Here is a 12781-nt window from a genome sequence, read left to right as displayed (position 1 = left end):
AAGGAGATCCACCATGTTCCGCCCCAAGGTCCCGACCAACCCGACGCCCACCGGACTCGTCATCCCGTACTCCATCGAACCGACCGCCACCGTGCGGCACACCCCGCCACCGGCCCCGGTCGCCCAACCCTCGCCCCGCCCCGCGGTTCAACTCACGCCCGGTACCGCGGTCGCCCTCGTCGGCGGCGGCACGGCCGTGGTCCTGATCGTCGGCGCCGTCCTGGTCTCGATGCTCCTGGCGGTCGCCATCAGCGGGGTGTCCGTCGCCGTCTGCGCGGTCGTCCTCCGCTCGCTGCTCGCATCCGGGCGCACGCACCGCTGACCGGCTCCCGGGCGGCCTCAACCGCCAAGTCTCCGCCGCCCGGGAGCCGTGCTCCTGCCCGAACCACAGATCCGGAAGGAACCCCCATCATGACCGACCACACCCGCGTACGCGGGAGGTCGCCCCTGCCTGACGCGCTCCTCGACCCGACCACCCTCGGCGACCTGCTGAGGGTGGCTTCGGCCCCCGACTACGACCGCTGGGCAGACCAGATCCACCGCACCGGCGGCTGCTCCGACCCGATCCACCTCACCGGCTGGACCCTCACCAAGGACCGCACGTCGGGCGAGACCCTGCACCACTACTCGACCGCTACCGAACCCGGCGGACGCCTCCGCCTCGCCTGCGGCAACCGCCGCGCCTCCCGCTGCCCCGCCTGCGCATGGACCTACGCCGGCGACACCTACCGCCTCATCCGCGCCGGCCTGGCCGGAGACGACCGCCGCGACATCCCCGCCGCCGTCCGGGACCACCCCCGCGTCTTCACCACCCTCACCGCGCCCTCCTTCGGCCCCGTGCACAACCGGCCCGACCGAGGTGTCTGCCGTTGCGGCACCCAGCACTACACCGACGATCCGATGCTCGGCACCGCCCTGGACTCCGAGAGGTACGACTACGCCGCCGCCGTCCTGTTCAACAACCACGCGGGCGACCTCTGGCAACGCTTCACCACCCGACTCCGCCGCGAACTGGCCGCCCGCGCCGGCCTCACCCAACGCGACCTCAAGGAATCGGCCCGCCTCTCCTACGGCAAGGTCGCCGAGTTCCAGAAGCGCGGCGCCCTCCACTTCCACGCGGTGATCCGCATCGACGGACCGGACGGCCCCGGAACACCGCCGCCGTCCTGGGCGAGCGTCGACCTACTGACCGACGCGATCCGTGCCGCCGCCACGCACTCCTACACCTCGGTCACGGCCCCGGCCGCCGGGGACCAGCCCACCCGGACCTTCCGCTGGGGCACGCAACTGGACGTCCTGCCGGTCAAGGCATTCGGCGACGGCTCCGACATCACCGAACAGGCCGTTGCCTCCTACGTCGCGAAGTATGCGACCAAAGCCGCCGAGACCACCGGCACCCTCGACCGCCGCATCGGCGAACTCACCGAGCTGGACCGCCACCAGGTCCCCGAACACACCCGCCGTCTGATCACCGCGTGCAAAACCCTGGATCCGCTCTATCCGGACCGTCGCCTCTGGGCCTGGGCTCACATGCTCGGCTTCCGCGGCCACTTCTCCTCCAAGTCCCGCCGCTACTCGGTCACCCTCGGCGCGCTGCGCGCGGCCCGCGCCGACTTCCGCGCCGCCCAAGAACGCGAAGCCCTCGGCCTCGAACCCCCGGAGCCGGGCACCGTCCTGGTCCTGAACGACTGGCAGTACGCCGGCCACGGCCACACCCCCGGCGAATCCGCCCTCGCCGCCACCATCGCCCGCGACATCCAGACCAACCGCGACACCGCCCGAGAAGCCCTTGCTCAGGAAGGAGAGCGATCGTGACGGACTCCCTGCTCACGGTCGACCAAGCCGCCGAACGCCTTGGCACCACCGCCCGCTTCCCGCGCCGCCTCATCGCCGAACGCCGGATCGCCTTCGTCAAGGTCGGCAGCCACGTGCGCATCAAGGAAAGCGCCTTGGCGGCGTACTCGAGGGACACACCGTTCAGCCCATCCGTCGCCGCTCACGTCTCGGGAGGGCCGCCTGATGGGGAACGCGAAGGGCAGCCGTCGGCGCTTCGGCTCGGTGCGCCAGTACAGGTCCGGTCGCTGGACCGCGAGCTACCTGGGGCCGGACGGCCAGGAGTTCCGCGCACCGGAGACATTCGAGACCAAGAAGGACGCCGAAGTCTGGCTCTCACAGATCGAGGCCGATCTCACGCGTGGGAACTGGCAGGACCCGGACGCCGGGGCGGTGAACTTCAAGGAGTACGCGCTCCAGTGGGTGGACGAGCGCGGCCTCGCCGCCACCACGGACGAGCTGTACCGGCGGCTTCTGCGCCTGCACATCCTGCCCACCTTCGAGGGCCTGGACCTCGACGAGATCACGGCTCCACGCGTCCGTACGTGGCGTACCGAGCGGCTGGCGTCCACGAGTGCGGCTACGACCGTCGCCAAGTCCTACCGGCTGCTCAAGGCCATCTTGGAAACCGCGGTCGACGATGAGCTGATCCGCCGCAACCCCTGCCGCATCAGGGGCGCCGGCAAGGAGTCCTCCGCCGAACGCCAGATCGCCACCGTCGACCAGGTCGACGCGCTCGCCAACGCCCTCGGTCCTCGCTGGCGGCTGATGGTCTTCCTCGGCGCGTACGGTCCCATGCGGCCCGAGGAACAGGCCGAGCTGCGCCGCAAGGACGTGGACCTGGACGAGATGACCATTCGCGTCCGCATGGCCGCCCCCGAGCTGACGACCGGTCGTCGTGCGCCTGGCGACACCAAGTCGGACGCGGGCAAACGACTTGTGGTCCTTCCGGCCTTCCTTCGGACCGACCTCCGCCGGCACCTCGACTGGTACGCGGAGAAGGACCCGGACGGACTGCTGTTCGTGGGGGAGAAGGGCAAGCCGTTCCGGCGGTCCACCTTCGGGCGGAAATGGCGCAAGGCGCGGGCGATCGTCGGCATGCCGGAGGGCTTCCGCTTCTACGACCTTCGTCACACCGGTCACACCCTGGCGACGCGGTCCGGGGCGACGCTCAAGGACACGATGGTCCGCGCCGGCCAGTCGTCGGAGAAGGCAGCGCTGATCTACCAGCACTCGGATCTGGAGCGGCAACAGGAAGTCGCGAGCGGGCTGGACGACCTGGTGCGGGCCGCTCGCAGCAAGGCCCGCAAGAAGCCTCCTGGCGAGCCTTCTGGTGCGGATCTGGTGCGCGACGCTTAGCCCGGTCTAGACAACAAACAAGGCCCAGGTCGCTGACCTGGGCCTCAACTATGGAGCGGGTGACGGGAATCGAACCCGCGCTCTGAGCTTGGGAAGCTCATGTTCTACCATTAAACTACACCCGCGCAATTCCGCCTCGGATCGAGGGCGGAACATCGTCGCACACTCTACCCCATTGCCGCCTCGCGGTGCATTTGGCGTGCCCGGACGTGGTGGGTGGGGGCTTGCGCCGGGTGTTCGGTGGGGGTTTTGGGGGTGGTGGGGTGGGTGCGGGGGTGGGGGGTTCCTGGGTGGGATGCGGGTGCTCGGTGCGGGAGTTGGGGCGTACGGTGGGGGCTCGGAGTGCCGCGTGTGAGGGCGCCCAGTTCATCCCCTAATGTGGCTTTTGTTGTCCACGCAGTTGGGAGAGGGACTTGATGGAGCGCACCGTCGTACGTTGTGCCGAGGGCCACGTGTTCAGCACCGCTTCGTTCCCGATGCAGACCACCGACCGGCTCGGTCCCGGACGGCTGTTGCGCTGCCCGCGCTGTGCGCGGCTGCGGCACGCGGTGCCCGTCGAGCACGCCAAGCGGTAGCGATCAAGGAGACAGGCAGAGCTGCGCCGCCCCCGTGAGCGGGGCGGCGGCAGAGCAAGCGCGACGAGGAGTGGGCAGGGCCCGGCTTCCCAGGTGGGGAGCCGGGCCCTCGTCGTGCGAGGGCGGCCGGGCGGGCGCGTATCCTCGTCTGCGTGCTTCTCTCAGACAAGGACATCCGGGCCGAGATCGACGCTGGTCGGGTGCGCATCGACCCCTATGAAGAGTCGATGGTGCAGCCGTCCAGCATCGACGTGCGGCTCGACCGCTATTTCCGGGTGTTCGAGAATCACCGCTATCCGCACATCGACCCCGCCATCGAGCAGACCGACCTGACACGAGAGGTCGTGCCCGAGGGCGATGAGGCGTTCATCCTGCACCCGGGTGAGTTCGTGCTGGCCTCGACGTACGAGGTCATCACGCTGCCCGACGACCTGGCCTCCCGGCTCGAGGGCAAGAGCTCGCTGGGGCGGCTGGGGCTGCTGACGCATTCGACCGCCGGATTCATCGACCCGGGGTTCAGCGGGCACGTGACGCTGGAGCTGAGCAATGTCGCCACGCTGCCGATCAAGCTGTGGCCGGGGATGAAGATCGGGCAGCTGTGTATGTTCCGGCTGACCTCGCCGGCCGAGCACCCGTACGGCAGTGAGAAGTACGGCTCCCGCTACCAGGGGCAGCGCGGTCCGACGCCGTCCCGGTCGTTCAGGAACTTTCACCGGACGCAGGTATGACACAGCCGCTCCGGTGTGGGGGGCGCGCCCGACAGGGCGGGCGCGTGGCAGAGGGTGTGCACACAGAAGGTCTGAGAGAGATACGTGAGTGACGTGCGGGAGAACCTGACGTACGAGCGGTTCGGTGGGGCGATCCGCGAGCTGGCGCAGACGATCGCCGATGACGGGTACGAGCCCGATGTCGTGCTGTCGATCGCCCGTGGCGGGGTCTTTGTCGCGGGCGGTCTGGCGTACGCGCTGGACTGCAAGAACATCCACCTGGTGAATGTGGAGTTCTACACCGGGGTGGGGACCACGCTGGAGATGCCGGTCATGCTGGCGCCGGTGCCGAACGCGATCGACTTCTCGGAGAAGAAGGTGCTGATCGCCGATGACGTCGCCGACACCGGTAAGACGCTGAAGCTGGTGCACGACTTCTGCCAGGGGACCGTGGCGGAGGTCCGCAGCGCGGTGATCTATGAGAAGTCGCAGTCGCTGGTGAAGTGCGAGTACGTGTGGAAGCGCACGGACGACTGGATCAACTTCCCGTGGAGCGTGGAGCCGCCGGTGGTGCGGCGTGAGGGGCAGGTTCTCGACGCCTGAGGCGTCGGGCCGGCCCGGTCCGGCCTGAGGTGCCGCGGCCGATCGCCGGGCGCTGACCCGGCCGGCCGCTGGGTGCCGCCCCAGCCGGTTGCCGCCCCGGCCGGTCGCCGATTGCCGCCGTGCGTAAGGGAGTTGGCGTCCGGGGGCCCGGTGCGCTGCCCGGTGCCGGTTCCGGCCAATTCCGTTCCGGGTGTTCCGCTGTCGGCTGCCTCCGCGTACAACCCGCGGTAACAGCAGACCGGAGGGGAGGCCCCATGGTGCGTGCGAGACGTGGGCGGCGGGCGTTACGCGGGCAATGGACGTTACGCGGGCAGTGGACGTTACGTGGCCGGCGTACGGGAGCAGGGTCCCGTACGGGAGGCCGGGCGCGGGCGGGGTGCGGGCGGCGGCTGAGGGGCGGTGTGGTGGTTTCGGCCGCGGCACTGGCCGTGGTGTTCTCCGGGGGCGTGGGCGGGGCGAATGCCGCCACCGGCACGGCCACCGGCACCGGCACCGCAGCACGTCCGACGGCGGCCAGGGCCGGGGCCGCGGCCGGCAAGCCGTTGGCGCCGGAGCTGGAGAAGGTCCGGGCGCGGGAGGCGGCCCGGCTCTACGGGGATCCGGCCGTGCGGCCCCTCGGGGAGCGGAAGACCTCGTTGATCTCGTTGGGGGACAGCGAGATCTCGGGGGAGGGCGTCGGGACGTACGAGCCGGGCACGGACGGGCCGGCGAACTGGTGTCACCGGTCGCCGGACGCGGCGATCCACCGGACCGGTATCGCGGCGGATGTGACGTACAACGCCGCCTGCTCGGGCGCGGGCACCGGCAACATCGTGCTCGGCGGCAGCAAGCAGTACGCCGATGAGCTGGTGCAGAGCGACGCGCTCGCCGTCGCGGCCCGTAACACCCGGCTGAAGATGGTGCTGCTGGTCGCCGGCGCCAATGACGATCTGCAGTTCGGGCCGGTGATGACGGACTGCGTGGTGCGCTGGTTCACGCTGCAGGGCACCTGCGAGCCGAAGTACCAGCCGGGCTGGCAGGCGCGGGTCGACGGGCTGGTGCCGAAGGTCGAGCGGACCGTCGGCGATCTGCGGACCGTGATGCGGGACGCGGGGTACGCGGACGGCGACTACCGGCTCGTGGTGATGTCGTATCCGAGTCCGATCGGGCCGGACGTCGAGGACAACCCGCACTACCCGGGGAAGCTGCCGGGCGGCTGCACGGGCTACACCTCCGACGCGGGCTGGGGGCGCAACACCGCCGTGCCGGCCTTCGAGCGGGGCATGCGCCGGGCCGCGCTGAACGCGGGGGCCACCTACCTCGACGCCTCGCGGCTCTTCCACGGGCACGAGGTGTGCATGGAGGACACCTGGGCCCGCGGGCTGTACGTGAACCTCACCAACCCGATTCCGCCGGACTCGAACTCCGTGCGGCAGTCCTTCCACCCCAACGCCCGCGGGCACGGCGCCTTCGCCTCGTGCCTGACCCAGCTGTACGCCGCAAAACTGCGCGAGGCCTCCTGCGCCGACTCCGCGAGCACCGGGCAGCCGACGCTGTACGCGGGGGCCTGGGACGAGAGGTACCGGCCGCTGCGGAACGCCGGTACGGGGAGTTGTGTGGACGCGACCGGCGGGTCCAGCCGTAACGGGACGGCGGTCGTCGGCTGGGACTGCCACGGTCAGCGCAACCAGGACTGGTGGTACGACGGCGAGCAGCGGTCGGTGCATGTGGGGCTGACGCAGGACCGGTGCCTGGATGTGCCGGGCGCGCAGTACCGGGCCGGGGCCGGGCTGGTGCTGTGGAACTGCTCGGGCGCGGCCAACCAGCAGTTCGTACGGGATGGTGGCGGCACGATCCGGCCCGCCGCCGCGCCGTCGCTCTGCCTGACGCTGGGCGCGGCGAAGGAAGCACTGCGGTTGCAGGGGTGCGACGGGTCGGCGGGGCAGCGGTTCGTACAGGGGGACTGAGAGGGCCTGAAAGGGCCGGAGGAGACCTGAGGGACCGGGAGGGAACGCCGAGGGGCCCGAGCCGGCCCGAGGCCGCCTGACCGTGTCGCTGCCCGTACGGCAAAGGGCCCGCTCCGGAGTCTGGTGCTCCGGGGCGGGCCCCTTGCCGTGGCCGGTACGGCTTTACAGGGTGCCGAGCTTCAGCAGGGCGAGCAGCGCGACCAGCTGGATCGACGAGGCGCCGAGGGCCTTGGGCCACGGCAGATCGTGCGTCTTGCTGACCATGGACGTCAGCAGATAGCCGCCGGCGAGCCAGGTCAGCCAGCCCAGGACCTGGACCAGGGTGCTGTCACCGCCGAGGAACATCGCGAACAGCAGCCGGGGCGCGTCCGAGATCGCCATGATCAGCATGGCCAGGCCGATGGTCGGCTGCCAGGGGCCGTCGCCGCCGAGCTGGCGGGCGAGGGTGTGGGTGACCGCGCCCAGGATCAGGCTGCCGACGATGAACATCAGGGCGGTGATCGCCACCCACGGGATGCTGTTGGAGAGGGTGGCGTTCAGCACATCCTCGCGGGCCTTGTCGAAGCCGAAGACCGCGAGCAGGCCGTAGACGAAGGCGACGATCAGTGCCGGGGCCCACACCGCGTGGTCACGCATCTGCCAGAACGTGGCATCGGGGCGCAGCACGATGCCGGAGAGCAACTGCTTCCAGTGCAGCCGGGGGCCGGCCGGCGGTGCGGTGGTCTGGCCGGCGCGGTAGGTGCCGCCGTCCGCGTACCCGCCGTCGGCGCCGTTGTCGTACCCGCCCTGGGGCGGGCCGTAGGCGTCCGGGGCGTCACCGACGCTGAACTGCTGGGTGTGGCCGGGGTTGTTGTCGTTCGTGTAGGGCGCGTAGGCCTGCTGCGGGGGCTGGTAGCCACCGTCGCCGAAGTACTCGGGCTCATCGTGCCGCCCGTGCGGCTGTGGCTGCCCCTGCGGCCCGCCGTACTGCTGCGGTGCCTGCTGCTGCCACTGCCCGTGCGGCGGCGGGGGCTGCTGCCCGTACGGCGCTTGCTGCCCGTACGGAGCCTGCTGCCCCTGGTGCCCCTGCTGTCCGTTCTGCGCGGGACGGGTGTCCCGTCCGCGACCCATCCTGAATCCAGCCACATAGTCGAAAGTACCTGGTCTGCGCGGGCGGGGTGGCCGGGCAGGGGGATCGGGCGCGGGTTTGCATCTGAGCTGTGACATCCCCTAAGGGGCGTCACCCCCGGTCTCCGGGAGGCCGCGGCGCCCGGCACCGCACGCCCCTTACGGGTTTACCCGAGGGAACCGCGGCCTGGGGACCGGGGTCCAGCGGAGGGTGAGGTCCGGAAGGTTCTCCATGTTGGCGCTGCCGTCGTCGGCGCTCACCACCCGGAAACCGTGGTGGGCGTAGAACGCCCTTGCATCGGTGTTGAGTTGGAAGACGTGCAGATACAGGCCGCCGGGGCGGTGCCGCCGCGCCGCGTCGAGGAGGAGGGTGCCGATGCCGCGTCGGCGGACGTCCGGGCGGAGGTAGAGCTGGTCGAGCAGGTCGCCCTGTACGGCCGCGTAGCCCAGGAGCTCGGGGCCACGGGTGGCGACGAAGGTGTGACACTGCGGCAGCACGATCTCCCGGATCCAGCGGGTGACCTCGTCGTGGGTACGGCGCTGGGGCGGCAGGTAGGGCATGGTGGCCTGCCGTGACGCCTGGTGGACGGCGGCGATCGCGGGGGCGTCGGTCGGGAGGGCGAGCCGGACCGTGACGGGCGGGGCGGCCGGCGTCTCCCCCGGTGCGGGGCGCGCCCAGGCGCCGGGGTCGTCAGCCGTGTCCCTGCCCGTGTCTGTGTTCATGGCGTCATGCTCGGATGCGTCCCGGCGCCGGGCAAGTGTATTAGCCACCGGCCACAATCTCCTGGCGGTCCGTCAGGAGGCCGTGAAGTCCGCTGTGGTGAAGGAGAGGACGGGGCGCGCGGTGAGGCCTGACGGGCCGCCGGGGAGGACCGTGACCCTGTCGTGGGTGCGGCCGCGCCGGGTGAACAGGACGAGGTCGGCGCGGTGGTCGCCGTCGAAGTCGGTGAGGGCGAGAACCGTGGAGTACGGGCGCCCGGCGCCGGGGAGCCGGGGCACCGGCAGGCGGCGGACGGTGGCGGAGAGCCCGGTCGCGGTGCCGCTCAGCAGGGCGGGGCGGGTGCCGCCGATCACAAGATCCGGGTGGCCGTCGTGGTCCACATCGGCGGCGGCGAGGGTGGGCACCCCGCCGGTATCCGTACGGATCCGGCCGGGACGGCCGCCGACGGACAGCTCACCGCCGGTGTCGGCGGTGACGGAGGTCACCCCCCGCCCGGCCCCGGCGAAGCGCCCGAAGGCCGTGGCGTAGCCGGGCGGGTAGGCGGCCGGGCCGGCCTTGAGGGGGCCCTTGGGGCCGCCGAGCGCGAGGCGGCTGCGGGCGCGGCGGCCGGGGGCGGCGGAGCGTACGAGGAGGTCGTCGGCGCCGTCGTGGTCGATGTCGGCGGCCGGCGTGAGGGGCCCCGCGGCGGCCAGGGCGGTGCCGGGGACGGGGAGCGGGGCGCCGGCCGCCGCGGGGGCGCCGGTGCGGGTGAAGGGGCCCTTCAGGTAGCTGATCCGGGGCCCGGAGGCGGTGACGGCCAGGTCGTTCGCGCCATCGCCGTCGAAGTCGCCGCAGACCGGCCGGCCGGGCCATTCGTTGCCGAACCGCGCCCGGTCGGGGATGCGGAGCCGCACGGCGCGGGCGACACCGAGGCCCCGGGGCGAGCCGAAGAGCAGCTGGACGGGGACGGGCGGGCGGCCCACGCCGTCGTAGGGCGGGTCGGTGGTGACGACGAGATCGCTGAAGCCGTCCCGGTCGAGGTCGCAGACGGTCTCGGCGTCGAAGGCGGCGGGCACGGCCGGGCCGGTGCGGGCGGCGTTGCGGGCCGGGGTGAGCAACTCCCGGGTGGCCGGGGCGAGTCCGTGCGCGGAGCCGTAGAGGATGCCGATGCCCGGGTCGTCGTCGCGGCCGCGGGCGGGGGCGAGCAGGCTGTCGAGGACGAGATCGGGGTGACCGTCGCCATTGAAGTCGGCGGCGGCCTGGCTGCCCCGGCCGGCCGGGACGGGGCGCGCGGCCGGCAGCGACGAGGCGCGGTGGGGGGCGGTGCGGTGCGGGTCGCCGGAGGGGGAGAGCAGGCCGCAGGAGCCGAGGAGGAGGGCCAGCCCGAGCCCCGCTGCCGTGGCGATCCGTCTGCGCATCGTGTCCCCACCCCGCCCGTACCGCTGTGGTCGTGTTGTCGTCCGCGGCCCGGGGTGCCCGGTGCCGCCGTCCTGCCCTGCCCGTCCGCGCCCGCGGTACGGAACCGCCGACGGCCGGCCCCGTGCGAACAGGGGACCGGCCGTCGGCGGGCGCGCTGGTGCGCGCCGTTACTTCACCGGTTCCGGCTCCGGCGCGTCCTCGGCCTCCTCGTCGCCCGCCGGGTCGACGGGGGTCTTGACGGAGTCCAGCAGCAGCTGGGCCACGTCGACGACCTGGATGGATTCCTTGGCCTTGCCGTCGTTCTTCTTGCCGTTGACCGAGTCGGTGAGCATGACCAGGCAGAACGGGCAGGCCGTCGAGACGATGTCGGGGTTGAGCGACAGGGCCTCGTCGACGCGCTCGTTGTTGATGCGCTTGCCGATGCGCTCTTCCATCCACATGCGGGCACCGCCGGCGCCACAGCAGAAGCCGCGCTCCTTGTGGCGGTGCATCTCCTCGTTCCGCAGGCCCGGCACCTTGGCGATGATCTCGCGCGGCGGGGTGTAGACCTTGTTGTGGCGGCCCAGGTAGCAGGGGTCGTGGTAGGTGATCAGACCCTCGACCGGGGTGACGGGGGTGAGCTTGCCCTCGTCCACCAGGTGCTGGAGCAACTGGGTGTGGTGGATGACCTCGTACTCGCCGCCCAGCTGGGGGTACTCGTTCGCGATGGTGTTGAAGCAGTGCGGGCAGGTCGCGACGATCTTCTTCGACGCCTTGGGCTTCTTGGTCGACTCATCCTCGTCGTCCTCACCGAAGGCGGCGTTCAGCGTGGCGACGTTCTCCGCGCCGAGCTGCTGGAAGAGGAATTCGTTGCCCAGGCGGCGCGGGGAGTCACCGGTGCACTTCTCGTCGCCGCCCATGATCGCGAACTTCACGCCGGCGATGTGCAGCAGCTCCGCGAAGGCCTTGGTGGTCTTCTTGGCGCGGTCCTCCAGGGCGCCGGCGCAGCCGACCCAGTAGAGGTATTCGACCTCGGTCAGGTCCTCGACGTCCTGGCCGACGATCGGGACCTCGAAGTCGACCTCCTTGGTCCAGGCCAGCCGCTGCTTCTTGGCCAGGCCCCAGGGGTTGCCCTTCTTCTCCAGGTTCTTGAGCATCGTGCCCGCCTCGGACGGGAACGAGGACTCGATCATGACCTGGTAGCGGCGCATGTCGACGATGTGGTCGATGTGCTCGATGTCGACCGGGCACTGCTCGACACAGGCGCCGCAGGTGGTGCAGGACCACAGGACGTCGGGGTCGATGACGCCGTTCTCTTCGAGGGTGCCGATCAGCGGGCGCTCGGCCTCGGCCAGCGCGGCCGCGGGCACGCCGGCCAGCTGCTCGGCACTCGCCTTCTCGTTGCCCTCCTCGTCCTTGCCGCCGCCCGCGAGCAGGTACGGCGCCTTGGCGTGCGCGTGGTCGCGCAGCGACATGATCAGGAGCTTGGGGGAGAGCGGCTTGCCGGTGTTCCAGGCGGGGCACTGCGACTGGCAGCGGCCGCACTCGGTGCAGGTGGAGAAGTCGAGCAGGCCCTTCCAGGAGAAGTGCTCGACCTGGGAGACGCCGAACTGGTCGTCCTCGCCCGGGTCCTCGAAGTCGATCGGCTTGCCCTCGCTGGTCATCGGCTGCAGCGCGCCGAGCGCGACGGAGCCGTCCGCCTCGCGCTTGAACCAGATGTTGGGGAAGGCCAGGAAGCGGTGCCAGGCGACACCCATGTCCGTCTTCAGCGAGACCGTGATCATCCAGATGAAGGACGTCGCGATCTTGAGGCCGGCGAAGAAGTAGGTGAGGTTCTGCAGGGTGCCGAGGCTCATCCCCTTGAACGCCGCGACCAGCGGGTACGAGAGGAAGTACGCCGCCTCGTAGTGGTCGACGCCGTGCAGGGCGCCCTCCAGGGCGTGCAGCGTCACGATGCAGATGCCGACGATGAGGATGACCGACTCGACGAAGTACGCCTGGCCGGTGTTGGAGCCCGCGAAGCGGGACTTGCGGCCGGCGTTGCCGGGGCGGCTCAGCTGGCGGATGACGATCAGGACGATGATGCCGACGGTCGTCAGCGTGCCCATCGCCTCGACGTACATCTCCCACGGCAGCCAGTCGCCGATGAACGGGATCAGCCAGTCGGCCTGGAAGAGCTGGCCGATGGCGTTGACGATCGTCAGCAGCAGGGTGAGGAAGCCCACCGCCACGAACCAGTGCGCGACGCCGACGACGCCCCAGCGGTTCATGCGCGTGTGGCCGACGAACTCCCTGGCCACCGTCACGGTCCGCTGGACGGGCGCGTCGGTCCGGGTGCCGGCGGGCACCGGAGCGCCCAGTCGCAGCTGGCGGTAGATCTGCAGGAGGGCGCGGCCGAACAGCGCCACGGCGACCGCGATGAGCACCAGCGACACGATGATCGCGGCGAGTTGCATGGGAGGCTCCTCGTACCTGCGAGAGCGGAAACGGAGTAACTACTAAGCGGTAACTTTTTTGGTCTGTCGCTGAGGTTACCCATTCTCCCTCGCGCCA

At 71.1% G+C, this 12781-nt stretch carries 11 protein-coding genes, 1 tRNA gene and 1 pseudogene; 8 read left to right on the top strand and 5 right to left on the bottom strand.

What is annotated here, in order from left to right; translation table 11 throughout:
• The first annotated feature begins 13 nt into the window (after positions 1-13).
• The 4 genes and pseudogenes from CFW40_RS16500 to CFW40_RS16485 all read left to right on the top strand — a co-directional run bounded on the left by CFW40_RS16500 (position 14) and on the right by CFW40_RS16485 (position 3192).
• On the top strand, positions 14-322 hold the full coding sequence (locus tag CFW40_RS16500; protein WP_088798614.1) for a SpdD-like protein: 309 nt from the start codon (positions 14-16) through the stop codon (positions 320-322).
• Positions 323-411: 89 nt separating this feature from the next.
• Positions 412-1815: a replication initiator protein RepSA gene (gene repSA, locus CFW40_RS16495; RefSeq protein ID WP_305532201.1), complete on the top strand. Its 1404-nt coding sequence runs from the start codon at positions 412-414 to the stop codon at positions 1813-1815.
• Positions 1812-2020: pseudogene (locus tag CFW40_RS16490) on the top strand (excisionase family DNA-binding protein). Before repSA ends, CFW40_RS16490 begins: the two are co-directional and overlap by 4 nt.
• A complete protein-coding gene (locus CFW40_RS16485) occupies positions 2020-3192 on the top strand; it encodes a tyrosine-type recombinase/integrase (RefSeq protein WP_176956490.1) in 1173 nt (390 codons plus the stop codon). The pseudogene CFW40_RS16490 and the gene CFW40_RS16485 overlap by 1 nt, the downstream one beginning before the upstream one ends.
• 51 nt (positions 3193-3243) lie before the next feature.
• On the opposite strand, the gene CFW40_RS16480 is transcribed toward CFW40_RS16485, so the two are convergent.
• A tRNA-Gly gene (locus CFW40_RS16480) sits at positions 3244-3317 on the bottom strand.
• 291 nt (positions 3318-3608) lie between these two features.
• Between CFW40_RS16480 and CFW40_RS37100 the strand changes: the two genes are divergently transcribed.
• From CFW40_RS37100 to CFW40_RS16465, 4 genes are all read left to right on the top strand, one after another.
• Positions 3609-3767, top strand: a complete 159-nt coding sequence (locus tag CFW40_RS37100) for a hypothetical protein (protein ID WP_167739062.1) — start codon at positions 3609-3611, stop codon at positions 3765-3767.
• A 152-nt stretch (positions 3768-3919) separates the two neighbouring features.
• A complete protein-coding gene (gene dcd / locus CFW40_RS16475) occupies positions 3920-4495 on the top strand; it encodes a dCTP deaminase (protein WP_088798613.1) in 576 nt (191 codons plus the stop codon).
• An 84-nt stretch (positions 4496-4579) separates the two neighbouring features.
• Positions 4580-5077, top strand: a complete 498-nt coding sequence (locus CFW40_RS16470) for a phosphoribosyltransferase (RefSeq protein WP_088798612.1) — start codon at positions 4580-4582, stop codon at positions 5075-5077.
• A 401-nt stretch (positions 5078-5478) separates the two neighbouring features.
• Entirely contained in the window at positions 5479-7023 is a 1545-nt protein-coding gene (locus tag CFW40_RS16465; RefSeq protein WP_088798611.1) for a ricin-type beta-trefoil lectin domain protein, read from the top strand.
• A gap of 162 nt (positions 7024-7185) precedes the next feature.
• On the opposite strand, the gene CFW40_RS16460 is transcribed toward CFW40_RS16465, so the two are convergent.
• The 4 genes from CFW40_RS16460 to CFW40_RS16445 form a co-directional block, all read right to left on the bottom strand.
• On the bottom strand, positions 7186-8133 hold the full coding sequence (locus tag CFW40_RS16460; RefSeq protein ID WP_088798610.1) for a Yip1 family protein: 948 nt from the start codon (positions 8131-8133) through the stop codon (positions 7186-7188).
• Positions 8134-8289: 156 nt separating this feature from the next.
• On the bottom strand, positions 8290-8853 hold the full coding sequence (locus CFW40_RS16455) for a GNAT family N-acetyltransferase (protein WP_088798609.1): 564 nt from the start codon (positions 8851-8853) through the stop codon (positions 8290-8292).
• A gap of 72 nt (positions 8854-8925) precedes the next feature.
• Complete coding sequence (locus CFW40_RS16450; protein WP_088798608.1) at positions 8926-10248, bottom strand: VCBS repeat-containing protein; 1323 nt, start codon at positions 10246-10248, stop codon at positions 8926-8928.
• A gap of 168 nt (positions 10249-10416) precedes the next feature.
• Complete coding sequence (locus tag CFW40_RS16445) at positions 10417-12684, bottom strand: (Fe-S)-binding protein (protein ID WP_088798607.1); 2268 nt, start codon at positions 12682-12684, stop codon at positions 10417-10419.
• Positions 12685-12781 lie beyond the last annotated feature (97 nt).

The sequence above is a fragment of the Streptomyces sp. 2114.4 genome (assembly GCF_900187385.1).
Classification (GTDB): Bacteria; Actinomycetota; Actinomycetes; order Streptomycetales; family Streptomycetaceae; genus Streptomyces; species Streptomyces mooreae.
This window is presented reverse-complemented; position numbering and strand designations above follow the sequence as displayed.

Coding starts and splice junctions, on each gene's coding strand:
- CFW40_RS16500 (WP_088798614.1), top strand. CDS start 14: ATGTTCCGCCCCAAGGTCCCGACCAACCCGACGCCCACCGGACTCGTC.
- repSA (WP_305532201.1), top strand. CDS start 412: ATGACCGACCACACCCGCGTACGCGGGAGGTCGCCCCTGCCTGACGCG.
- CFW40_RS16485 (WP_176956490.1), top strand. CDS start 2,020: ATGGGGAACGCGAAGGGCAGCCGTCGGCGCTTCGGCTCGGTGCGCCAG.
- CFW40_RS37100 (WP_167739062.1), top strand. CDS start 3,609: ATGGAGCGCACCGTCGTACGTTGTGCCGAGGGCCACGTGTTCAGCACC.
- CFW40_RS16460 (WP_088798610.1), bottom strand. CDS start 8,133: ATGGGTCGCGGACGGGACACCCGTCCCGCGCAGAACGGACAGCAGGGG.
- CFW40_RS16455 (WP_088798609.1), bottom strand. CDS start 8,853: ATGAACACAGACACGGGCAGGGACACGGCTGACGACCCCGGCGCCTGG.
- CFW40_RS16450 (WP_088798608.1), bottom strand. CDS start 10,248: ATGCGCAGACGGATCGCCACGGCAGCGGGGCTCGGGCTGGCCCTCCTC.
- CFW40_RS16445 (WP_088798607.1), bottom strand. CDS start 12,684: ATGCAACTCGCCGCGATCATCGTGTCGCTGGTGCTCATCGCGGTCGCC.